This is a genomic window from Vibrio sp. HI00D65 (assembly GCF_001635455.1).
Taxonomy (GTDB): Bacteria; Pseudomonadota; Gammaproteobacteria; order Enterobacterales; family Vibrionaceae; genus Vibrio.
The window spans coordinates 137,667-161,485 of sequence record NZ_LWEH01000255.1 but is presented as its reverse complement, the minus strand read 5'-3'; the positions used below and the strand labels follow the sequence as shown (position 1 = coordinate 161,485).

Here is a 23,819-nt window from a genome sequence, read left to right as displayed (position 1 = left end):
GTAGTCACAAATGAACGGACTTGGTTCCCTGAAGACTTGATAACTTTCGCCACCAATTGCAATCCTTGTCACCGCACAGTACCAGTTTGGTCTATGGCACAACAAATCAGTCATGTTGTGTCTAACATCTATAGCGTATCGCTAAGTTTGGCTTAATCCCAGAAGAATAACTGCAGACGAATCCAAGCAGTTACTTTCTTGCCAACAAGGGACATCCTATCCCTTGAGCCTATACGTTATAGGTATCCATCAATAAATTGTAGTGTTCCTTAGAACGCAAACGGTTTGTATCTCAAAAAAACATTCTAGGCCCACCATCGAATCAAACTCATATTCAGGTTCAACAGGCTTAAAAACAAAAAAGCCCCGCAGCAATTTCTTGCTACGGGGCGGGATTAAAGTGGCGTCTATATAATCTAATTTACTTAATTAGAAAGATAGGAATAAGCCAGCAATTGTTGCTGCCATCAGGTTAGATAGCGTACCAGCAATAACCGCTTTAATACCCATACGTGCGATGTCTTGGCGACGGCTTGGTGCAATACCACCTAGGCCACCTAGTAGAATCGCAATAGAAGAAAGGTTTGCGAAACCACATAGTGCGAATGCGATGATAGCTTGAGTCTTCTCAGACATCACTTGACCAGTCGCTGCAACAACTTGACCGTTTTCACCAACGTATGGTACGAAGTTTAAGTATGCAACAAATTCGTTAACTACGATCTTCTGACCGATGAATGAACCAGCGATATCTGCTTCAGCCCATGGCACACCAATAATGAATGCTAGTGGAGAGAATACTTTACCAAGGATCCACTCAAGAGTTAGGCCTTCGAAACCAACCCAACCACCGATACCACCTAGGATACCGTTGATTAGAGCAATTAGACCGATGAATGCTAGTAGCATTGCACCAACGTTTAGAGCTAGCTGTAGACCAACTGATGCGCCGCCTGCTGCTGCGTCGATAACGTTAGCTGGCTTGTCGTCGCCGCCGTCGATATCGTCAGCGATGTTGTCGTCTGGCGTATCTGTTTCAGGCTTGATGATTTTAGCGAATAGTAGACCACCAGGTGCTGCCATGAATGACGCTGCAACTAGGTACTCTAGAGGAACACCCATAGATGCGTAACCCGCTAGTACACCACCAGCTACAGATGCTAAACCACCACACATTACTGCGAATAGTTCAGAGTTAGTCATCTTAGGAACAAATGGACGAACAACTAGAGGAGCTTCTGTTTGGCCAACGAAGATGTTTGCAGCTGCAGACATTGATTCAGCGCGAGAAGTACCCAGAGCTTTCTGAAGGCCACCACCAAGAACTCTGATTACTAGCTGCATTACACCAATGTAGTAAAGTACAGAGATAAGTGCAGAGAAGAAGATCAGTGTTGGTAGAACTTGGAAGGCAAAGATGAAACCGATACCGTCAACAGAGAAGTTAACTAGGCTGCCGAATAGGAAACCAGTACCGTCTTTACCGTAGTCGATTACTTTTGCTACACCAGCAGAGAAACCTGCAAGCAAATCACGACCCCAAGGGATGTAAAGTACGAATGCACCAAGTGCGAATTGGATAGCGAATGCGCCACCCACCGTTCTAAAGTTAATAGCTTTGCGGTTGTCAGATAGTAGTACTGCGATTGCAATCAGTACAACCATACCGACTAGGCTCATAAACAGGCTCATAGTTTATGACTTCCTTATTAGTTATTTATTGGCGTGTTACAAAATGGGGCTATAAAGCGGGGGCAATTATACTCATGCTACCACTAATAAAGTAATGCCGCTCTCACACTTTCGTAGAAGATTCATGTACCATTCACACACAAATGTGACTCAAATCACAATGGGAGTGCAATTTACGCAAACGATAAACAAAAACATTAGATTTTATTCACATATACCGAGTGCGCGATGGCTATTTTGCCAAATTTGCGTTGCAATCGATTGCTTTGGCTCTTTCCTAAGCAAAAAAAGTTCATTTGATATCGTAACTAAATATTTGGAATGATTAACATTTCCTTGATTTCCATGGGTTGGCATATCCGGAGCATCGGTCTCTAACACCAAGCTCTCAAGCGGCAATTTAGCGATGGTTGTGCGTGTTTTTTGCGCTCTTGGGTAAGTTATCGTTCCACCGACGCCAATATAGAAACCGAGCTTAATCCAAGCCAAAGCTTGCTGTTCACTTCCAGAAAAACCGTGAATTACCCCACCTAAAGTAAACTTATGCTGCTTTATTAGCTGAATAAGACGGTTGTAAGACTTCCTTTCATGGATAATCAGAGGTAAATTAAACGCCTTGGCAAGCTCCATTTGTTGGATGAAAAAGCGCTCTTGTTTCTCCAGCTCCACATCCACAAAAAAGTCCAACCCACACTCTCCAATGGCCACACACTGACGTGTTTTTGATGCGAGTAATTGATGAAGTTCTTCAAATTGCACCTCATCCGCTTGCTCTAAAAAGTAAGGATGGAAGCCTAATGCGTAGTAAACATTGGAGTGAGATTGCGCGATCTTATCAAGCTTATGCCAGTTGTTTTGACCGATAGAAGGGATAAGTAACTTCTCGACTTGAGCCTGTTTTGCCTCTTTAATATACCCCTCAATGCTGCTCTGCTCGAGGGTAAAACCTTGCTCAAACGCCTCAAAGTCTGCGTGGCAATGCGTATCAAATAGCGGAAAATCACTTGTTTGCTGTGTCATCTTTCCCACTCTCAGCTTGCTGCCCTTGAGGATCTCTACGATAAGGTACACAGCTACGCTTGTTTTCAGGTGTTAGTCCAAGCTCTTCACACCACTTATCGTATTTCCTAACCCAAGCTTTTATCCAACCGTACATATTTACCTCAAGCTTACTGTCTCAAATAACACGCATTAAAAAACGCCTATTGTAGAACAATAGACGTTTTTGTTTAGCTCGAATAGAGCTAGAAGAAATTAGTGCTCGCGCGTCGCTCGGAACTTAACGTCTGGGAAACGTTCTGAAGCTAAGTTCAAGTTCACCATCGTAGGTGCGATGTAAGACAGGTTGTCACCGCCATCTAGCGCAAGGTTAGATTGATTCTTACGTTTGAACTCTTCCAGTTTCTTAACGTCATCACACTCAACCCAACGAGCTGTTGCAACGTTTACGCCTTCGTAGATAGCTTCTACGTTGTATTCTGCTTTCAGTCGCGCTACAACCACGTCGAACTGAAGTACACCAACCGCACCAACGATCAGGTCGTTGTTCTGCATAGGGCGGAATACTTGCACTGCACCTTCTTCAGAAAGCTGAACCAGACCTTTTAGAAGTTGCTTCTGCTTCAGAGGATCGCGTAGGCGAATACGACGGAATAGTTCAGGCGCAAAGTTTGGAATACCAGAGAACTTCAAGTTTTCACCTTGAGTAAAGGTATCACCAATCTGAATTGTGCCGTGGTTATGCAAACCGATAATGTCACCTGCATACGCTTTTTCAGCACGTGCGCGGTCACCCGCCATGAAAGTTACCGCATCAGAAATGCTAACGTTCTTACCGGTACGAACATGGTTCATCTTCATACCTTGGCTGTAAGTACCAGATACGATACGCATGAAAGCGATACGGTCACGGTGTTTAGGGTCCATATTTGCTTGGATCTTAAATACGAAACCAGAGAACTTCTCTTCTGTCGCAACAACATCACGCTCATTAGCTTGACGAGTTTGCGGTGCCGGAGCCCACTTCGTTAGGCCATCAAGCATGTGGTCAACACCAAAGTTACCAAGTGCAGTACCGAAGTAAACAGGCGTTAGCTCACCAGCAAGAAACAGGTCGTGATCAAACTCAGGACAAGCACCAATAACAAGCTCTAGCTCTTCACGTACGCTTTCCGCTAGATCAGCACCTACCGCTTCATCTAGGTCAGGGTTATCTAAACCTTTGATGATACGAACTTCTTGGATCTCGTGGCCGTGGCCAGATTCGTACAAGATCGTTTCGTCGCGGTGAATATGGTAAACACCTTTAAACTCTTTACCACAACCGATTGGCCATGAAATTGGAGCACAAGCCATACCTAGCTCGCTTTCTACTTCATCAAGCACTTCCATTGGATCACGAACGTCACGGTCCAGTTTGTTCATAAACGTTACGATTGGTGTATCACGTAGACGCGTTACTTCCATCAGTTTACGAGTACGATCTTCGACACCTTTTGCAGCATCGATAACCATCAAACAAGAGTCAACCGCCGTTAATGTTCGGTACGTATCTTCCGAGAAATCTTCATGTCCTGGAGTATCTAGTAGGTTTACCAGGCAATCATTGTATGGGAATTGCATTACCGACGTAGTTACCGAGATACCACGTTCTTTTTCCATCTCCATCCAGTCAGATTTAGCGTGCTGGTTAGAGCCACGGCCTTTTACGGTACCTGCTTTCTGAATCGCGTTTCCGAATAAAAGAACTTTTTCAGTAATCGTGGTCTTACCCGCATCCGGGTGAGAGATAATTGCAAACGTTCTACGTTTGCTCACTTCTTGTTGGAAAGACATAGTCGCCCTTTGCTGATCTAAAGCGTAAAAAGGGCAAGTAGATAATACTTGCCCTTGAATTCTGTGTGCGGATTATACAGAAAGCGTGTCACTTTCTAAAGGGTCAGTTTGCACCCTATTCTGTCGCTTACTTCTCTGCTTAGCGAAAAGCGACAAGGTGACTAGCTAAAAGACATAAAAAGATAGCTCATAATGATGGCGTCTTCTTGTCCTTGCTTGGTTGGGTAATAGTTACGACGGCGGTCCACCTCATTAAAGCCGACCTTTTCATAAAGGTTAAACGCGTTCACATTACTTTCGCGAACCTCTAACCACGCGCTTTCTGCGTTAGCTTGTTCACACATATCTAGGAAGTGCTCAGTCAGCGCCTTACCATAGCCTTTGCCTTGTTGGCTTGGATCCACAGCAATGTTAAGTAACGTCACTTCACCAACGATATTCTGCGCGAAAAAGTACCCGACCACTTGTCTATCAACCTCAAGAACATGATGACAAGCACCTCGGCAATCGAGATCTCGGATCATAGTCTCTGACCATGGATGAGAGTGCGCAGCCTGTTCTATCTGCCAAATAGCGTCTAGATGATGGGATGAAGTCGGTAAAAATTGATTAGTCATATGCACAAATTTGTTGCCATAAGTCGCGGCGATGTTGATTATTGCCATTAATGTCAGACAGCAATGGGGATTGCAGTGTTTTTGCTTGGATCTCTTGAGTCGATTCACATCCAGCAAACCACAGCCACTCAACATCACCGAGTTCGATTGACGTTAGGTGTTGAGGCTGAATGTGTAGAGCCTGAGATAAATCAAGCTTGATACTTTTCAGCACACGCTCAAACATCACGGCGAGATCGCCCTGAGGTTTTTCAGGAGAAACGAGCAATAGTTTGCACTCATTAGATAGTGGAGTTCGTTTCGATTCATAACCCGCCAAACGTTCTGGGTGACTAAGCTCCCATTGGCTGATGCCCATCTCTTGCAGGTACTGTGCGTGTGTTTGTGACATATCTAGCGGTTATTACCTTAGGTTGATATTGAGCTGCTCCTTAGGACAAACTAAAAATAGCTCATTAGAATTGGGCTGATACTAACAAAAAATAAAGGAGCATCAAGCTCCTTTATTTAGACTAAACCCGTTTGCATCTTATTGTGTTGGACATTACTTTATAACTCATTGAACTCAGAGCTATAAGCCACTTCACCAGAGTGCCCAGCTAGTGCCCCTTCAACCAGTTCAATGGCTTGGAAAGCACCTTCAGGAACATCCCAAGCGCAGCTTAAACCAAACTCGCTCGCGGCTTTGAAGCCAAAACGGCCATAATAAGCAGGATCACCAAGCACAACACACGCTGGGTAACCAAAATCAACCAATGTAGAGAACGCATCTTCAACCAGAGTTCTAGCAAAGCCTTGATTGCGAAACTCTTCTTTCACTGCAAGCGGAGCAAGCCCTTGCCAATTATGATCTTCACCGTGCAGAGTAATCGGGCTAAACATTACGTGGCCAACAACTTCGCCCTCATCAGAACAAGCCACCAGCGATAGTGTTAAATGACTATTCTCACGTAGGCTCATAACCAGGTTAGCTTCTGCATCCGTTTCAAAAACAGATTTCAATAAACGATCAATGACAAGTATATCTGCCGGTGCTTCAGTTCGAATAAGCATTCATTACCTCACTTTGTGTATTCGGGGATTGTACTCCCTTCTGCACAAAATCAGCTAATTGATTTAAGAAAGTTTTCAAGGGAGCTGGCAATAAGTCTAAATCTACGCTGTCCATCAAGTTTTTAACCTCTAAACCGAGCTCTGTATCGCCCTCTATAGACAGTCTACGTTGGAAAAAAAGCGTATCAGGGTCTTCTTTACGACCAGCAATTAACACAAGATCATTGAGATTGCCGCTAAAGCTAACATCTTCAACAACCTCTTTATCAGCTACGACTAGTTGCTCATTTTGGTAGCTAATACACCAACTTAACCCCATATCCTTTATTGAGACTTTAAGCCATTTATCTTCTAAAAACTCAAAGTCGCCGTCTTCTAGCGCTTCTTTGAATATGCTCTTAAGCCCCTCGAACAAGGCTCTTTTTTGTACTGTTTTAGGCAATAACTGGACTGGAGATCGCAAAATTGATGCGGCATTTTGAACTAGTTGGGTGCGAATCTTGTTTATCACGTGACTTATCCGTAACTTTGTCAATAATATGGAATGCATCATAGATGATGTTGAGATCTCAATTACTGTTATGTATCAAATTAGCTTCTGTTTGATGCTCGACCTTTAATATCCTGAAAATCACAGTTATAGTAACTTAGGTAATGAGAATTACAGCAGATCGCTGCACTCACAGGTGAATATAGACAACCATACAAAAATAAATATTTATCGATTGTGAATAATCAAGCTCTTGGAGAATTGGTAGTACTTTGATGCCTCCCCAGCAACTACAACATTGGTTTACTCAGCTAACTGCAAACAGCCCGTTCTTTTTTGCAGTGCTTGATGCTCAACATAACTACTTTATGGTGAATGAGCGTTATTGCGATATTGCTGGTTTAAGCCAAACTGAGCTTGCAGGCATGAACGACCGCCAAACCTTAGGCGAACAATTCTACCAACATCTAAAACCTTACTACGAACGAGCATTCAACGGCGAAACCATTGAAGCCGAAGTCACCCTTAACGAAACTGACCTCGACACTAGCCTCCACTTCAGTTTGTCCCCGCTTACCAATGGCAAGAATACCGATTACATCGTCTTCCACGCTTTTGATACATCAGAAAATCAAGTACTCGTCCGTTCTTTAGAAGAATCCGAAGCCAAGTTTCATAAGCTATCTCAGCTACTACCTGACGGGCTACTACTGGTTGAAAACGACTATATCTTGTCGTCTAACCCATCGGCTGCGCGCTTGCTCGGTTTTAACTCTCCTACTGAACTCATCGGTGAAGAGTTGGGGCGCTTGTTTATCGATGAACAAACCAAAACGGTCTTTAATAATAGTCTCAGCTCTATTATTTCTGAGTCTGGGTTGGTTTGCTTAACAGGAGCTCGATGCGGCTTTGAACGTAAGGTTCAACTCAATATAGACTCCACTGCGATTCTTGGCAGTAGCACTCAGCTTGTGCTCATTCAAGACGCTCAAGAGACCACTAAACAATATACGCCCAGCAACTGTGAAGATGCCTACATAGATTCACTCACTAAACTCTACAATAGAGTGGGTCTTACTAAGCGTCTGGAACAGTTCATTCACAATGACACTCCAGTTGTCATGATGTACTTAGATCTTGATAACTTTAAGAATATCAATGATTCACTAGGGCATCACATCGGTGATAAAGTGATTAAGGAAGTAGCTTCGCGACTTAAACGCCTGCTGCCACGCCAATCTGTGATTGGGCATTTGGGAGGCGACGAATTTGGTATCATTCTGCCAGAGCCTGAGCACCCAAGAACCTCAGAAACACTGGCAGAAAAGATCATTTCGCTGATCAATCAGCCCTTTGACCTTCACCATTTTAGTAAGCGCCTAGCTTGTTCGATTGGTAGCGTACGCTTTCCTCAAGACGGCATCGATGCGCGTATCTTGCTGCAAAATGCCGATACCGCGATGTACGAAGCCAAAGATCGTGGCCGTAACCGCTTAATTAAGTTCAACGAGCAGATGAACAAAGAAGCGCGTATGCGACTGTGGCTTGAAATCGAACTGCAAAAAGCACTTCAGCAGAATGGGCTTGAGGTTTGGTATCAACCAAAGGTTAATGCTCGTGATTTTACCATCAACGGTGCAGAAGCCCTGGTCCGTTGGAAGCACCCTGTTGAAGGCTATATTAGTCCTGCTGCATTTATCCCTGTCGCAGAGCGTGCTGGTCTTATCGAACAACTTGGCCGTGTGGTCATGCGCGAAGTATTTGCAACAGTGAAGCGTTGGAAGATGCAAGGGATCCTGCCAGGTCGTGTGGCAATCAACCTTTCTCCAGAACAGTTTGGCAACCCTAAACTGATTGATTACATGGAGAAACTACTACGCTCGACTGAGCTAGACCCAAGTGCAATTACCTTTGAGCTCACTGAAAGCGCTGTGATGAGTGACAGTGAACACACCGTACAAATGCTTAACGCGATTAAAAAGCTCGGCTTTGCTCTCTCCATCGATGATTTTGGTACTGGTTACTCTTCTCTGTCTTACCTAGCTCGCTTCCCAATCGATGAGCTTAAAATAGACCGTGCTTTCATCTCGGATATCGATACCCTTCCAAAACAGATCACCGTGATTGAAAACATCATCAACCTTGGTAAATCCCTCGATTTAACCGTGGTTGCAGAAGGTGTCGAGACCAGTGAGCAAGCGACGCTCCTGTCGAACCTCAACTGCAGCTCGATTCAAGGCTTCCACTTCTATCGTCCGCAGCCAAAACAAGATGTCGAAGAGTTGTTCGCACAAAACCGTCGTCATAAGAACTAATTACACGATTCAAGCCCTCTCCTCTTTTCAGAAAAACGACACACAAATCACCACTCGTCAGTACCTCAAACGACGTAAAAGCAGATTTATCCATCTAAACCTGCCTTACATCAATTCTGTCATTCATAATTCTTCATAAAATACCCGCTTCAACTTAATTCTACTGGTAGTGAGCAAATGGAACTCTTATGCCCAGCGGGTAACTTACCTGCTTTGAAAACCGCCATTGATTGCGGAGCGGATGCTGTTTATATCGGATTCAAAGACGATACGAATGCCCGACACTTTGCAGGCCTTAACTTTGCGGGTAAAAAACTCGATCGTGCTGTGCAGTATGTACATGACCACAACAAGAAAATTCATGTTGCTTTAAATACGTTTGCTCACCCAAATGGCTTCGAACGTTGGACTGACGCAGTGGACAGCGCAGCTGCTCTGGGTGTTGATGCACTGATCATCGCTGACATCGCTGTTCTTGAATACGCCGCAAACAAATATCCAGACCTAGAACTTCACCTATCAGTTCAAGCTTCTGCAACCAATGCTGCTGCGATCGACTTCTACCACAAGAACTTCAACGTAAAACGTGTTGTACTGCCGCGTGTATTATCGATTCATCAGGTCAAACAGCTTTCTCGCAACATCACTTCTGACGTTGACCTCGAAGTATTCGCTTTCGGTAGTTTATGTATCATGGCTGAAGGTCGTTGCTACCTATCTTCCTACATGACAGGTGAATCACCGAATACGGTTGGCGCCTGTTCTCCGGCGAAATACGTTCGCTGGCAAGAGTCAGAAACCGGCCTAGAATCTCGTTTGAATGAGATCCTTATCGATAAGTACGTGGAAGGTGAAAACGCAGGCTACCCAACGTTATGTAAAGGCCGTTTTGAAGCAGATATCGATGGTGAACGTAAGCGTTATCATGCACTCGAAGAGCCAACGAGCCTTAACACGCTATCCATGCTGCCTGAATTGTTCGCGGCTAATGTCGCGTCGGTGAAGATTGAAGGTCGTCAACGTAGCCCTGCTTATGTAGAACAAGTGACTCGTACTTGGCGTACTGCCATCGACCGCTACTTAGCAAACCCTGAACAGTACCAAGTAGAACAAGCTTGGAATGCGACACTAGCGAATGTATCTGAAGGTACACAAACCACGCTTGGCGCTTATCACCGTAAATGGCAATAGAGCCAACTGGAGCACTCTATGAAATACGCATTAGGCCCTCTACTTTATTTTTGGCCAAAACAAGACGTTGAAAGCTTCTATGAGCAAGCAAAGTCAAGCTCAGCAGACATCATCTACCTAGGTGAAGCCGTATGTTCAAAGCGCCGCGAGATGAAAGCAAAGCACTGGATGGACATTGCTAAAGAGCTGTCATTATCAGGTAAGCAAGTGGTACTGTCGACCATGGCACTACTGGAAGCGCCTAGCGAAGTCAACATCATGAAGAAGTACATTGATAACGGTGACTTTGCCATTGAAGCGAACGATGTGTCTGCCATTCAACTGGCAAGCGAAAGCAAAGTACCATTCGTAGTCGGTCCAGCAGTAAACACCTACAACGCACGCACGTTGAACTTATTCTTAAAGCAAGGTATGACGCGTTGGTGTATGCCGGTAGAGCTTTCTCGTGAATGGCTGAGCAATGTGATGGCACAGTGTGACGAGCTAAACATCCGCAACAAGTTTGAAGTCGAAGTGTTTAGCCACGGCTACTTACCACTAGCGTATTCAGCTCGCTGCTTTACGGCTCGTGCAGAGAACAAAGCCAAAGACGATTGTGAGACCTGCTGTATCAAGTATCCAACAGGCCTTCAAGTTGAGAGCCAAGAGGGTCAATCTGTCTTCAACCTTAACGGCATCCAGACTCAATCAGGCTACTGCTACAACTTGGTGAATGACTTACCAAACATGCATGACTTAGTGGATGCGGTTCGTTTAAGCCCACTTGGTGTTGATACCTTCAATGAAATCAATAATTTCAGAGCCAACGAACAGGGTCAAAACCCAATGAAGATTGAGCGCCGCCAGTGTAATGGCTACTGGCATCAGCTTGCAGGTTTAGACGTTAAGAACATCTAAATACTAGTTTCAAAACGAAGCGATTTTCAAAACGAAAAAGGTCAAGCACATGCTAAGACCTTTTTATTTGTCTCAAGAAAATCGACCTATGCCGTTGCGGTTTCCATCGGCGAGGCATTGAGCTTCTTTACGTCTTTGTAGAGCATCACCATCACCACCGCGCTCAACGCGATATTAGACAGTGGATACGCAATCCAGATCCCCGGCACGCCATATAGTTTAGGCATAATGTACAGGAACGGTAGTTGAATAAGCATGTTACCTACCGTCACGAACATAGCCTTACTACCTTTGTTCACCGCTTGGTAGTAAGCACCCGCAACCACTAAGAAGCCATCAAGTGCCAATGCGAACATGTGCAGTCGAATGCCCAATACGGTGTATTCAACTAGCTGAGGTTCGTCCGAGTTAAACACTGACACAAACTCACGTGGGAATACGTTCAATAGCAACACAAATGCAACACCAACCAAAACAGAACTCGACATCGCAATCTTAAGCAACTTGCGAATATTCGCTTGGTTACGTGCACCATGGTTGTAGCTCACCAATGGTTGCATACCGTTAGCGATACCTTCCGCAGTTAGGTAATAAACCGTCACGATGTAGCCCAAAATAGCGTAAGCACCAATCATCAACTGGTCGCCATATTGAGAGAACAAAGCGTTGTGCAATGCCACCATCATTGAGCCATAAGCGTACATAAAGAAGCTTGATGTACCAATCGCGAAAATCTGTGGAATTACCGCAAGCTTCAATCTCAACTCACTCCAACGTAAACGCAGGTTTGCACGTCGTGAGAAGAAGTAAGCGAGACCTAAAGCCGTTACCACAAACTGAGCAATCGCTGTAGCTAATGCCGCGCCCATCAACTCCCATCCAAATAGGGCAATAAGCAGGTAATCCAGAACGATATTAATGACCGCACCAATAATCATCAGGATAGTCGCTAAATTCGGGCTGTCATCGTTACGCAGTAGAAACGGCATCGCTATAGAACCCAAGGTAAATACACTAGCGCCAATCAATATGTGCAAATACTGCAAACCAAGTTCATACACTCGCCCTTCTGCGCCCTGCCAAAGCAAAAAGTTATCGGCAAACAGGTACAGCAAGACAGAGACAATTGGTGTTATGGCTAACAACAAGGTCAAACCCGTAGCTAAGATCTGCTTAGCACCTTGGGTGTCTTTTTCACCTTGGCGAATCGATACCAGCGCTCCAGTACCGACCCCCACCAGCATACCTAGACCAAGAATCGAACCGATCACCGGCCACGCGACGTTGATCCCCGCCAGTCCACCAGCGCCAACATAACGACCAATAAAGATGCCATCCACGACTTGGTAGAGGCCATTAACCAGCATCGCCGCTACCGTTGGGATTGTGTATCGCCAAAATTGGCGACTAATTGAGTTACTCATTTCTTACTCTACTTTCATTGTGCGTCACATATCAGTGGGACATGACTCGATAAATTAGTTAATAAGGCTAACTAAATATCTAAATTAATTACTTCAACGCTTTGTCTAATAACTGGTTCAGTTGCTTAGACTCTTGCTCAGACAAACGACTTTCCAGTATTTGTGCCATCACTTGATAGACCTTGCTCTCTTCTTCTAAACCTAGTTCTGCTTTGTGGGTCAGTACCACGAGTTTAGATCTCGCGTCTTCCAGTGACGCTTTACGCTCCACAAGGCCTTTTCTCTCAAGCCTTTGTACCATAGTCGTCGCTGAAGGCTTGGTCACCTGCATTTCAACAGCAAGATCGGTCAATCGAATCGGCTCAGGAGACGCCTGAATCACCTTCAAGTAATCATATTCGTTAAAGCTCAACTGGCAGATAGGATCTTCATTTACCTGTGTCCGCCATACTTTCGAGGCGAAGCGTTCTATCTTTTCTAAGTTCTGGTTTAGCATACTCACCCAATCAAAGAATGGCATTTAGTTAGCAAGGCTAACTATTTTAATCCTGTTTAAATAAAAAGCAATCCCAAACGAGACAAAGATCATAAAAGGTAGGCACAAAAAAGCCGCTGACTGGCAGCGGCTTTAGTAGTAAAAATAATCTATTTAGCGAGCATCAGCTGCTTGCTCTGCTTCAGCCAGCTTAGCTTGAGCGAGGTGCTCTGCTTTTAGCGTAGTGAAAATACGGCTCAACTCTAAGAAAGAGTAACGATGCTCTACGTATTCAAATACGTTAAAAGAGACCGACAACTTATACAAAGAGATCGCATTCGCGTAGTCACCGTTCATGTGGTAACGCTTAGCCAGATAGAAGTATGTCTCGGTTAAGCGCTGTGCAAGCAACGTATTGTCACGAGTACCCGTTAAGATCGCTTTGAATGCCTGTTCTTCAGTGATGTCATCGAGCATGATAGCGACCAATACCCAGCCCCACTGCTCGTCATGATTCTCATAACGTTTTTGCAGGTCAAGCTTAGCTTGTTCAGGCGTTAGCTCATGCTGAATGATGTATAACCAAAGCGCGCGGAATGGATCACTCGGATCATCGGCGTAGTGCTTCATCATTTCTTCATTCGCTAAGTCGTAACGCTCACCATAATAGAGTGCGATAGCGCGGTTTCTCTCTGCATATGAATTCGCAGGATCAAGCTCGAGCGTAGAGTCGAAAGATTCATAAGCCGCATCAAACTCTCCTACTTGCGTGAAGTAGACACCCAAAAGGTTGAAGATATCAGGCTGAGCTGGGTTCAATGAAAGAGATTGATTAAAGTCTAAACGCGCTAAATCCCTCAGGCCGACACTGTCGTAGTAGTTACCACGTTCAAACAGCATCTTAGCTCTAACTTCATCATTCAGATCTGGGCGCTGCAGTAGCTGACTCAAACGTGCAACCTGAACTTCTTGCTGAACGCTCGGTTGCAGTGGCACAGCCATTGGCGGGTAAACCCAACTTGAGGCGTTATCTGATGTTGTTGCACAACCAGTTAGTACAAGCAGAAAACACATACTCGCGGTTTGAAACCATTTCACAAATAATTACTCCTGTTATGACCGCAATTAAAAAGGGGAGCGATATGCTCCCCTTTATAACATGCTTTGTTGACGATAGGTTAAAAATCACTAAAAAGCGATATTACTATCGACACACTGAGAATTACTCAGCAGCAGGTGCTTCGCCTTCAGCTGGCGTTTCAACTGCTTCTTTCATGCTTAGACGTACACGGCCTTGACGGTCAATCTCAAGAACCTTAACAGGCACTTCTTGACCTTCAGTTAGGTAGTCAGACACTTTCTCAACGCGCTTGTCAGCGATTTGAGAGATGTGTACTAGACCATCTTTACCTGGAAGGATAGTTACGAATGCACCGAAGTCAGCAAGACGAGCAACTTTACCTTGGTAAATGCGGCCAACTTCAACTTCAGCTGTGATCTCTTCGATACGACGGATAGCTTCTTTCGCAGCTGCGCCTTCAGTAGCTGCAATCTTGATTGTGCCGTCATCTTCGATTTCGATTGTAGTACCAGTTTCTTCACAAAGAGCACGGATAACTGCGCCGCCTTTGCCGATAACATCTTTGATCTTATCAGAGCTGATTTTCATTGTGTGGATACGTGGAGCGAATTCAGAGATCTCTTCACGAGCACCAGAGATAGCTTCATCCATTACAGAAAGGATGTGCTTACGTGCACCTTGCGCTTGGTTAAGAGCAATTTGCATGATCTCTTTAGTGATACCTTCGATCTTGATGTCCATTTGAAGTGCAGTGATACCGTCGTTAGTACCTGCTACTTTAAAGTCCATGTCACCTAGGTGGTCTTCGTCACCAAGGATGTCAGAAAGAACTACGAAGTCGTCGCCTTCTTTAACAAGACCCATTGCGATACCCGCAACAGAAGACTTGATTGGAACACCAGCATCCATAAGTGCTAGAGATGTACCACATACAGAAGCCATTGAAGAAGAACCGTTAGATTCAGTGATTTCCGATACAACACGAACTGTGTATGGGAATTCATCAACAGAAGGCATTACTGCAGCGATACCACGCTTAGCTAGTTTACCGTGGCCGATTTCACGACGCTTAGGAGAACCTACAAAACCAGTTTCGCCAACACAGTATGGAGGGAAGTTGTAGTGTAGTAGGAAGTTGTCTTTACGCTCGCCTGTCAGCTCATCGATGATTTGAGCGTCACGTTGTGTGCCAAGCGTAGCAGTAACGATAGCTTGAGTTTCACCACGGGTGAATAGAGAAGAACCGTGAGTACGTGGAAGAACGCCAGTGCGAACGTCTAGTGCACGAACCATGTCTTTTTCACGGCCATCGATACGTGGGTTACCAGCGATGATGCTGCGACGTACAACAGTTTTCTCTAGGTCGTGGAAGATAGAGTGAACTTCTTTTAGGTTCACTTCTTCATCTTCAGATACTAGCACTTCGTTAACTTCAGCCGCGATCTCGTGGATACGGTCGTAACGAGTCATTTTCTCTGTGATTTGGTACGCTTCAACTAGCTTAGCTTCTGCAAGCTCAGCGATGCGAGTGTTAAGCGCAGTGTTCTCTTCTGGAGCAACCCAATCCCATGCAGGAGTAGCAACTTCAGCTGCGAATTCGTTGATCGCGTTGATAACAACTTGTTGTTGATCGTGACCAAATACTACCGCTGATAGCATCTCTTCTTCTGTTAGGTTGTCTGCTTCAGATTCAACCATTAGAACCGCGCCAGCAGTACCAGAAACAACAAGGTCAAGCTTAGACGTTTCTAACTCAGTGTTGCTTGGGTTAAGTACTAGTTGACCGTCGATGTGACCAACACGTGCTGCACCGATAGGACCGTTGAACGGGATACCAGAGATAGCAAGTGCTGCAGAAGTACCGATCATTGTTACCATGTCAGGCTGAACGTCTGGGTTTACAGACATTACTGTAGCGATAACTTGAACTTCGTTCTTGAATGCATCAGGGAAAAGAGGACGAATTGGACGGTCGATTAGACGAGCCGTTAGTGTTTCGCCTTCTGATGGACGACCTTCACGCTTGAAGAAGCCACCTGGGATTTTACCAGCAGCGTATGTACGCTCTTGGTAGTTAACCGTTAGAGGGAAAAAGTCTTGACCTTGTACCGCTTCTTTTTTACCAACAACAGATACGAATACTGAAGTATCGTCCATTGTTACCATAACTGCTGCAGTAGCTTGACGAGCAATAACGCCAGTTTCTAGAGTAACTGTGTGGTTACCGTACTGAAACGTTTTTACAACTGGTTTCTCAAACATTGTATTTCCTTTACCTAAAGATTGTTCTTTAGAGTCAGTAAGTTGAAACCCAAAAATCACCAATCGCGACTAGTCGAAGCAGACGGAATTGATTCGCTGTATCGAAAAAATACAGCGTACATCCACTTTGAATAGTCGCGACCTATTGGCCGACATCTGTGACTGTAACTTCTGGGTCGTATAATACCTATACAGTTAGCTGTACAGGCGAGGCATAGTATAAACTATTTTTATATACAGGGATATTTTCGTACTGAAAAAGCTCCGTGAAATAGTTAAAACTCTGTCTTTCAGATACAAAAAAAGGAGCAATAAATGCTCCTTTTTCTTCAAACAGTCTTTGCAGACATCGCTATTAACGACGTAGGCCTAGGCGCTTGATTAGGTCTTGGTAACGAGAAAGGTCTTTACCTTTCAGGTAGTCAAGAAGCTTACGACGGCTAGAAACCATACGTAGAAGACCACGACGGCTGTGGTGATCGCCTTTGTGAGCTTTGAAGTGACCTTGTAGGTGGTTGATAGAAGCAGTAAGTAGTGCTACTTGTACTTCTGGTGAACCTGTGTCGCCTTCAGAGCGCGCGTATTCTGCAACGATTGCTGCTTTAGTTTCTGCATTCAGAGACATAATTCTCTCCTGATAAGAGTAGTTTAATATTTGTAGCAGCCAATCTCTGATTCAGCCGCTACGCGAACCGAGGATTATAGGGAAGTTTGTCAGTTGGTGCAATAACAATCGATGGCCTTAGAAACGAAAAAAGCGAAGCGCTTAAATTAAGCGCTCGCTTTCTATTTTATTGATTCGCTTTTCAAAGCAAAATACCAATACCTAACTCGGTTTAAGCGTTATGCTTGTGCCTCTTCATCTCTGAAAACAACCAAACGCTTTGGTGCAACTCGACCATCGTCAGCAATCTGAGCAACACCAACAAACAGCTTCTCTTCACCGCTTGTCATACGAACCGTACCTTCTGTTGGCGCACCAGCAACTTGAACAGGCATACCGTGCTGAACTAGGTCAGTCAGCTCCGCATTCAAATTAACTTCTGGTAGATCTTCAACGGCAGTATCCATTGGCATCAATAACGGATCAAGCAACTCTTTAGGTGCAATATCTTGCTCCTGTGCTTGCTCTAAGATCTCGTTGAGCTGCTCTAATGTTACCATGCGCTCGTAAGGGTATTTTGCAACACCAGTACGACGAAGCATGGTGACGTGAGCACCACAACCTAGCATTTCGCCAAGGTCATCCGTGATCGTACGGATATAAGTGCCTTTCGAACAGTGCACTTCCATCTCAACTTCATCACCTTCAAAGCGAAGCAGATCAATCGAGTAGACAGTGATCTTACGTGATTCACGTGGCACTTCGATACCAGCACGAGCGTACTCGTACAGTGGCTTACCTTGGTACTTCAACGCAGAGAACATTGACGGAACTTGGTCAGTTTCACCTTTGAAGCTTTCAATGCAACGTTCAAGTTGCTCTTGAGTCACATTCACTTCACGAGTTTCAACTACTTCACCATCAGAGTCCGAAGTATTGGTACGCTCACCAAGCTTTGCAATCACAACGTAGCGCTTATCAGAATCTAGAAGAAACTGAGAGAACTTCGTTGCTTCACCAAGACAGATTGGCAGCATGCCAGTCGCAAGAGGATCCAGTGCACCTGTATGCCCCGCCTTCTCTGCAAAGTAAATACGTTTTACTTTTTGCAGTGCATCATTAGATGAAATGCCAGTTGACTTATCTAAAAGAATTACCCCGTTAATAGGGCGACCTTTACGACGGCGAGCCATTACTCTTCGCCCTTAGACTGAGTTTCGTCAGTACGGCCAGCAGCTTCTTGCTTACGCTTGTCGTCATTCAGAACTTCACTTACTAGGTTGGACATACGCATGCCTTCTACTAGTGTGTTGTCGTAAGTAAAACGTACTTCAGGTGTTAGACGGTGACGAATACGCTTGCCTAGAGCCATACGGATTGGCACTTCATGCTCTTTAAGAGCAGCAAGGCATGATTCAGGTGTTTGCTCACCAATACACAGGAAAGTAACGAAAACTTTTGCGTACGCAAGGTCACGAGACACTTCTACGTCTGAGATCGTTACCATACCGATACGTGAGTCACGAACTTCACGTTGTAGGATAAGAGCAAGCTCTTTTTGAAGCTGCTGAGACACACGTTGTGTGCGGCTAAATTCTTTTGACATTTTCTTTTCTCACTTAGAAAGATGGGGGGCTTGGTAATTACCAGCCCCCCATGGTGTATTCAACAACCGATTACTTCTTACCTTTACTAGTAATGTTAGTAACCTTAGTCAATATGTCGAGTCGTACAGACGATTAGTCTAGAGTACGTTTAACCTCAACGATTTCGAATACTTCGATCTGGTCACCAACGCGTACGTCGTTGTAGTTCTTAACGCCGATACCACACTCGTAACCATTCTTAACTTCTTGAACGTCATCTTTAAAGCGACGAAGTGACTCTAGTTCACCTTCGTAGATAACAACGTTGTCGCGCAGTACGCGGATTGGGTTGTTACGCTTAATTACGCCTTCAGTAACCATAGAACCAGCGATCGCGCCAAGTTTAGGTGACTTAAATACGTCACGAACTTCAGCAAGACCAATGATCTCTTGTTTGAATTCAGGTGCAAGCATACCGCCCATTGCCTGTTTCACTTCGTCGATCAGTTGGTAAATGATTGAGTAGTAACGTAGATCTAGGTTTTCGTTCTGAACCGTGTTACGCGCAGTTGCGTCAGCACGAACGTTGAAACCAAGGATGATAGCGTTAGAAGCTGCTGCAAGTGTTGCGTCAGTTTCAGTAATACCACCAACACCAGAACCTACGATGTTCACTTTAACTTCATCAGTTGATAGTTTCAGTAGAGAGTCAGCGATTGCTTCTACAGAACCTTGAACGTCAGCTTTTAGTACTACGTTCAGTTCAGCAACTTCACCAGCAGCCATGTTAGAGAACATGTTCTCTAGTTTCGCTTTCTGTTGACGAGCTAGTTTAACTTCACGGAATTTACCTTGACGGTAGTTCGCAACTTCACGAGCTTTACGCTCATCACGTACTACTGTTGCTTCATCACCTGAAGCTGGTACACCAGAAAGACCTAGAATCTCTACTGGGATAGAAGGACCCGCTGTCGCTACTTCTTTACCGTTTTCATCGCGCATTGCACGAACACGGCCGTACTCTTGACCACAAAGAACGATGTCGCCTTTATTTAGAGTACCAGACTGAACTAGGATTGTTGCAACTGGACCGCGGCCTTTATCAAGACGAGATTCAACAACAACACCAGATGCCATGCCTTCTTTAACTGCAGTCAGTTCAAGAACTTCAGACTGAAGAAGGATTGCTTCTAGAAGGCCATCGATGTTTGTACCCTGTTTAGCAGAGATGTGAACAAACATGTTCTCACCGCCCCACTCTTCAGGGATTACGTCGTATTGAGCTAGCTCATTCTTAACGTTGTCTGGGTTTGCACCCTCTTTATCGATCTTGTTCACAGCAACAATCAGAGGAACGCCTGCCGCTTTCGCGTGCTGGATCGCTTCGATTGTTTGTGGCATTACGCCATCGTCTGCTGCAACAACTAGTACAACGATATCTGTCGCTTGAGCACCACGAGCACGCATTGCAGTAAATGCAGCGTGTCCAGGAGTATCAAGGAAAGTGATCATGCCGTTGTCAGTATCTACGTGGTAAGCACCGATGTGCTGCGTGATACCGCCAGCTTCGCCAGAAGCAACGTGTGCTTTACGAATGTAGTCAAGTGTCGATGTTTTACCGTGGTCAACGTGACCCATGATAGTAACAACTGGAGCACGACCTTCAGCGATAGCATCGTTATCACGATCGGCTAGTACTGCTTCTTCAAGCTCGTTTTCTTTACGTAGGATTACCTTGTGACCCATTTCTTCAGCAACAAGTTGTGCTGTTTCTTGGTCGATCACTTGGTTGATAGTCGCCATAGCGCCCATCTTCATCATTACTTTGATAACTTCAGTTGCTTTAACTGACATTTTGCTAGCCAGTTCAGATACAACGATAGTTTCGCCGATAGCAACGTCAGATTTAGCAACAGTTGCTGACTTGTCGAAGCCTTGCTGCATTGAAGTTGGTTTAGCAAGCTTACCTTTAGCACCACGACCACGCTGGTTACGACCACCACGGTTGTTGCCAGGTTGGTTAGCTGGAGCTGCTTTCTTTTTACGACGACGAGGCGCTTTTTCTTCTTTCTGGTCAGCTGCATCTTCAGCTTCACGAGCGTAAGTAGAAGTTGTCACGTGGTAGTCCGCAGACTTCTCTTGTTCTTTCTTCTTCTGCTCTTCTTCAGACCAGCGCGCTTCGTTCTCTTCAGCTAGTTTACGAGCTTCTTCAACTAGCTTCGCCGCTTCAGCTTCAGCTTTACGCTGTGCTTCTTGCTCTTGACGAGCTTTTAGTTCATCCGCTTCTTTTTTCGCTTGTGCGTTAGCGTCTGCATTTTTTGAATTCATGTCTTTTTTAGCCTTTTCAGCTTGGGCGCGTTGAGCTTTTTCTTCAGCTTCACGTTTTGCATCCGCTTCACGTTTTGCTTTCTCATCAGCTTCGCGCTGTGCTTTCTCTGCAGCTTCACGTTTCGCAAGCTCTTCAGCTTCTTTACGTGCTTTCTCTTCCGCTTCACGCTTCGCTGCTTCCTCAGCTTCACGTTTCGCTTCATCTTCAATAGCGCTGCGCTTCACGTAAGTACGCTTTTTACGTACCTCTACTTGAACATCCTTACTCTTACCGCCTCCAGCGGCAACACTTAGCGTGCTGCGGGTCTTGCGTTGAAGAGTTAAACGAGTCGGCTCTGCTTCACCAGAAGTATCGCCATGCTCCTTTTTAAGGTGCGTTAGCAATGTTTGCTTCTCTGAATCAGTTACTTGATCCGACCCTGATTTCTTCATGCCTGCATCAGCAAGTTGTTCAATTAAGCGGTCAACTGGCGTACCAATCTCTTCACTCAGTGCTTTAACTGTTAATTGTGTCATACCGCTTTCTCTCCTTGCTGAATTATTCTTCGTCGCCGAACCAACAGATGTTACGTGCAGCCATGATTAGCTCACCAGCACGTTCTGCAGTTAGGTCTTCAATGCCTTCTAGTTCATCAACGCCTTGGTCAGCTAGGTCTTCCAATGTTGCCACGCCTTTTGCTGCAAGTTTGTAAGCCATTTCACGCTCTAGGCCTTCAAGTGCTAGCAAGTCTTCAGCTGGTTCAACACCGTCAAACGTCTCTTCTTTCGCGAGTGCTAGAGTCGTTAGTGCATCTTTTGCACGGTTACGTAGTTCTTCTACGATGCCTTCGTCTAGGCCATCAACTTCAAGAAGTTCGTTTACTGGTACGTAGGCGACTTCTTCTAGTGTAGAGAAACCTTCCTCAACAAGTAGCTGAGCGAAGTCTTCTTCGATGTCTAGGTGCTTCATGAAGTTTTCAATCGAAGCAACGGCTTCTTCTTGGTGTTTCTTCTGAAGGTCTTCAACCGTCATTACGTTCAGTTCCCAACCAGTTAGTTGAGATGCTAGACGTACGTTTTGACCGCTACGGCCAATAGCTTGTGCTAGGTTGTCCGCTTCAACAGCGATGTCCATTGAGTGTGCATCTTCATCAACGATGATAGAAGCAACATCAGCTGGAGCCATTGCGTTGATTACGAACTGAGCTGGGTTATCATCCCAAAGAACGATATCGATACGCTCACCACCAAGTTCGCCAGAAACCGCTTGTACACGTGCACCACGCATACCAACACACGCACCCACTGGGTCAATACGCTTGTCGTTTGTTTTAACAGCGATTTTAGCACGAGAACCTGCGTCACGTGCAGCACCTTTAAGTTCGATTAGCTCTTCACCAATCTCAGGTACTTCAACACGGAATAGCTCAGCTAGCATTTCTGGCTTAGAGCGAGTAATGAATAGCTGGAAGCCACGAGCTTCAGGTTTAACTGCGTATAGAAGACCACGTACACGGTCGCCTGGACGGAAGTTTTCACGAGGAAGTTGGTCATCACGTAGGATTACCGCTTCAGCGTTGTTACCTAGGTCTAGGATGATAGTGTCACGGTTAACTTTCTTAACAACACCTGTTACTAGCTCACCTTCGTTATCGATGAACTGCTCAACGATTTGAGCACGCTCAGCTTCACGTACTTTTTGTACGATAACTTGCTTCGCAGTTTGAGTCGTAATGCGGTCAAACGTTACTGACTCGATGTCGTCTTCAATGAAACCGCCAAGCTCGATCTCTGGCTCGTCAATCTTAGCCGCTTCAAGAGAAATCTCTTTTGTTGGGTTTTCAACAACTTCAACAGCTTCCCAGCGACGGAAAGTTTCGAAATCACCTGTTTTACGGTCGATTTCAACACGAACTTCAATTTCTAGTTCGCTTTTCTTTTTTGTTGCCGTTGCAAGCGCGATTTCAAGCGCTTCAAAAATACGCTCACGAGGAACTGCTTTCTCGTTAGAAACAGCTTCTACTACCGCCAAAATTTCTTTGTTCATTAATCTAGCCTCTTAAGCTCTTCTCTCTAGGAGAACTAAAATTTAGGGATCAGGTTCGCTTTCGCAATATTGCTCAGGACGAATTCTTCTTCTTGTCCTTCAACTAATACTTTTACTGTCTCGCCTTCAATAGATTGGATATCACCTTTCCATTTACGACGGTTGCCGACAGCCATTTTCAAAACGATGCTTACCTCGTGACCAATAAATTGCTGGTAATGCTCTGCTTTGAACAGTGGTCTCTCTAAACCTGGTGAAGACACTTCAAGGTTATAAGCCACTGAAATTGGATCTTCAACATCCATTACGGCACTTACTTGGTGACTAACTTCAGCGCAGTCGTCTACATTGATGCCGTTTGGAGAATCGATGTAAATACGTAGCGTTGAGTGCTCACCAGCACGAATAAATTCTAATCCAACTAACTCATAACCTGATGCTGCTACTGGAGCGTCAAGCATTTCAGTAAGTTGTCTTTCTAAACCAGTCATTTAACCACTCCAGAAACAAAAAAAGGGCTCAAAGCCCAATTTAAATTCCAAGCAAACATTATCTAAACGCATTTACAAATGCTTAGATAACAAAAAACCCCGTATAAGCCGGGGTTTTTGTTGCTGGACCCTTATATGCTAAGTGCCATCACATTCGATATTACACTTAACTCACAGTGAGGTTCACACTGTGCAAACTTGCTACCAATCAAGACTAAATATAGCACTTTAAATTGGTTGCGGGAGCCGGATTTGAACCGACGACCTTCGGGTTATGAGCCCGACGAGCTACCAAGCTGCTCCATCCCGCGTCCGGCTTGCGAGCATTATACGCTCAACAAGATGTTTTACAAGTTTGTAAACATGGTGCCGAGAGAGGGACTCGAACCCTCACACCCTAAGGCACTAGCACCTCATGCTAGCGTGTCTACCAATTTCACCATCTCGGCATC

At 45.0% G+C, this 23,819-nt stretch carries 21 protein-coding genes and 2 tRNA genes; 3 read left to right on the top strand and 20 right to left on the bottom strand.

The genetic code is table 11. From position 1 onward, the window contains the following. Positions 1-429: 429 nt before the first annotated feature. The 8 genes from A3712_RS17700 to ubiT all read right to left on the bottom strand — a co-directional run bounded on the left by A3712_RS17700 (position 430) and on the right by ubiT (position 6,708). Positions 430-1,692: a NupC/NupG family nucleoside CNT transporter gene (locus A3712_RS17700; RefSeq protein ID WP_063524490.1), complete on the bottom strand. Its 1,263-nt coding sequence runs from the start codon at positions 1,690-1,692 to the stop codon at positions 430-432. Between the two features lie 204 nt (positions 1,693-1,896). After that, positions 1,897-2,712, bottom strand: a complete 816-nt coding sequence (locus A3712_RS17695; protein WP_063524489.1) for a TatD family hydrolase — start codon at positions 2,710-2,712, stop codon at positions 1,897-1,899. Next, a complete protein-coding gene (locus A3712_RS27895) occupies positions 2,693-2,848 on the bottom strand; it encodes a DUF5363 family protein (protein ID WP_197465858.1) in 156 nt (51 codons plus the stop codon). Before A3712_RS27895 ends, A3712_RS17695 begins: the two co-directional genes overlap by 20 nt. Positions 2,849-2,946: 98 nt before the next feature. Then, positions 2,947-4,527 carry a peptide chain release factor 3 gene (prfC, locus tag A3712_RS17690; RefSeq protein ID WP_063524488.1) on the bottom strand — a complete coding sequence of 527 codons (1,581 nt, stop codon included), beginning with the start codon at positions 4,525-4,527 and terminating at the stop codon, positions 2,947-2,949. Positions 4,528-4,688: 161 nt separating this feature from the next. Continuing rightward, complete coding sequence (rimI, locus tag A3712_RS17685) at positions 4,689-5,144, bottom strand: ribosomal protein S18-alanine N-acetyltransferase (protein WP_063524487.1); 456 nt, start codon at positions 5,142-5,144, stop codon at positions 4,689-4,691. Beyond that, complete coding sequence (locus A3712_RS17680) at positions 5,137-5,535, bottom strand: DNA polymerase III subunit psi (protein WP_063524486.1); 399 nt, start codon at positions 5,533-5,535, stop codon at positions 5,137-5,139. The genes rimI and A3712_RS17680 overlap by 8 nt, the downstream gene beginning before the upstream one ends. A gap of 158 nt (positions 5,536-5,693) precedes the next feature. Continuing rightward, positions 5,694-6,197, bottom strand: coding sequence for a GNAT family N-acetyltransferase (locus A3712_RS17675; protein ID WP_063524485.1), 504 nt, complete (start codon positions 6,195-6,197; stop codon positions 5,694-5,696). Then, on the bottom strand, positions 6,181-6,708 hold the full coding sequence (gene ubiT, locus A3712_RS17670; protein WP_063524597.1) for a ubiquinone anaerobic biosynthesis accessory factor UbiT: 528 nt from the start codon (positions 6,706-6,708) through the stop codon (positions 6,181-6,183). The genes A3712_RS17675 and ubiT overlap by 17 nt, the downstream gene beginning before the upstream one ends. Before the next feature lie 254 nt (positions 6,709-6,962). Here ubiT and A3712_RS17665 point away from each other — a divergent pair, with 254 nt between their 5' ends. The 3 genes from A3712_RS17665 to A3712_RS17655 all read left to right on the top strand — a co-directional run bounded on the left by A3712_RS17665 (position 6,963) and on the right by A3712_RS17655 (position 11,090). After that, on the top strand, positions 6,963-9,002 hold the full coding sequence (locus A3712_RS17665) for a bifunctional diguanylate cyclase/phosphodiesterase (RefSeq protein ID WP_063524484.1): 2,040 nt from the start codon (positions 6,963-6,965) through the stop codon (positions 9,000-9,002). A 177-nt stretch (positions 9,003-9,179) separates the two neighbouring features. Next, on the top strand, positions 9,180-10,193 hold the full coding sequence (gene ubiU / locus A3712_RS17660) for a ubiquinone anaerobic biosynthesis protein UbiU (RefSeq protein ID WP_063524483.1): 1,014 nt from the start codon (positions 9,180-9,182) through the stop codon (positions 10,191-10,193). An 18-nt stretch (positions 10,194-10,211) separates the two neighbouring features. Further along, positions 10,212-11,090 (top strand): U32 family peptidase, encoded by an 879-nt coding sequence (locus tag A3712_RS17655; RefSeq protein ID WP_063524482.1) that lies wholly within the window; start codon positions 10,212-10,214, stop codon positions 11,088-11,090. Between the two features lie 86 nt (positions 11,091-11,176). On the opposite strand, the gene A3712_RS17650 is transcribed toward A3712_RS17655, so the two are convergent. The 12 genes from A3712_RS17650 to A3712_RS17595 all read right to left on the bottom strand — a co-directional run bounded on the left by A3712_RS17650 (position 11,177) and on the right by A3712_RS17595 (position 23,816). Next, complete coding sequence (locus A3712_RS17650) at positions 11,177-12,514, bottom strand: MATE family efflux transporter (protein WP_063524481.1); 1,338 nt, start codon at positions 12,512-12,514, stop codon at positions 11,177-11,179. An 88-nt stretch (positions 12,515-12,602) separates the two neighbouring features. Beyond that, complete coding sequence (locus A3712_RS17645) at positions 12,603-13,010, bottom strand: MarR family winged helix-turn-helix transcriptional regulator (RefSeq protein ID WP_063524596.1); 408 nt, start codon at positions 13,008-13,010, stop codon at positions 12,603-12,605. Positions 13,011-13,163: 153 nt separating this feature from the next. Next, positions 13,164-14,087 (bottom strand): lipoprotein NlpI, encoded by a 924-nt coding sequence (gene nlpI, locus A3712_RS17640; protein WP_063524480.1) that lies wholly within the window; start codon positions 14,085-14,087, stop codon positions 13,164-13,166. A gap of 124 nt (positions 14,088-14,211) precedes the next feature. After that, positions 14,212-16,332, bottom strand: a complete 2,121-nt coding sequence (gene pnp, locus A3712_RS17635; RefSeq protein WP_004740632.1) for a polyribonucleotide nucleotidyltransferase — start codon at positions 16,330-16,332, stop codon at positions 14,212-14,214. Between the two features lie 355 nt (positions 16,333-16,687). Continuing rightward, positions 16,688-16,957, bottom strand: coding sequence for a 30S ribosomal protein S15 (rpsO, locus tag A3712_RS17630; RefSeq protein WP_004740633.1), 270 nt, complete (start codon positions 16,955-16,957; stop codon positions 16,688-16,690). A gap of 218 nt (positions 16,958-17,175) precedes the next feature. Continuing rightward, positions 17,176-18,129: a tRNA pseudouridine(55) synthase TruB gene (gene truB, locus A3712_RS17625; protein ID WP_063524479.1), complete on the bottom strand. Its 954-nt coding sequence runs from the start codon at positions 18,127-18,129 to the stop codon at positions 17,176-17,178. Next, entirely contained in the window at positions 18,129-18,542 is a 414-nt protein-coding gene (gene rbfA / locus A3712_RS17620; protein WP_004738271.1) for a 30S ribosome-binding factor RbfA, read from the bottom strand. The genes truB and rbfA overlap by 1 nt, the downstream gene beginning before the upstream one ends. 133 nt (positions 18,543-18,675) lie before the next feature. Then, the gene (gene infB, locus A3712_RS17615) at positions 18,676-21,366 is read right to left on the bottom strand and encodes a translation initiation factor IF-2 (RefSeq protein ID WP_063524478.1); all 2,691 of its coding nucleotides are present in this window, start codon (positions 21,364-21,366) and stop codon (positions 18,676-18,678) included. Between the two features lie 22 nt (positions 21,367-21,388). Then, positions 21,389-22,876, bottom strand: a complete 1,488-nt coding sequence (nusA, locus tag A3712_RS17610) for a transcription termination factor NusA (RefSeq protein ID WP_063524477.1) — start codon at positions 22,874-22,876, stop codon at positions 21,389-21,391. A gap of 35 nt (positions 22,877-22,911) precedes the next feature. Continuing rightward, positions 22,912-23,367 (bottom strand): ribosome maturation factor RimP, encoded by a 456-nt coding sequence (gene rimP / locus A3712_RS17605; RefSeq protein ID WP_004738265.1) that lies wholly within the window; start codon positions 23,365-23,367, stop codon positions 22,912-22,914. A gap of 234 nt (positions 23,368-23,601) precedes the next feature. Beyond that, a tRNA-Met gene (locus tag A3712_RS28920) sits at positions 23,602-23,678 on the bottom strand. Between the two features lie 53 nt (positions 23,679-23,731). After that, positions 23,732-23,816 (bottom strand) — tRNA-Leu (locus tag A3712_RS17595). Positions 23,817-23,819: the final 3 nt, after the last annotated feature.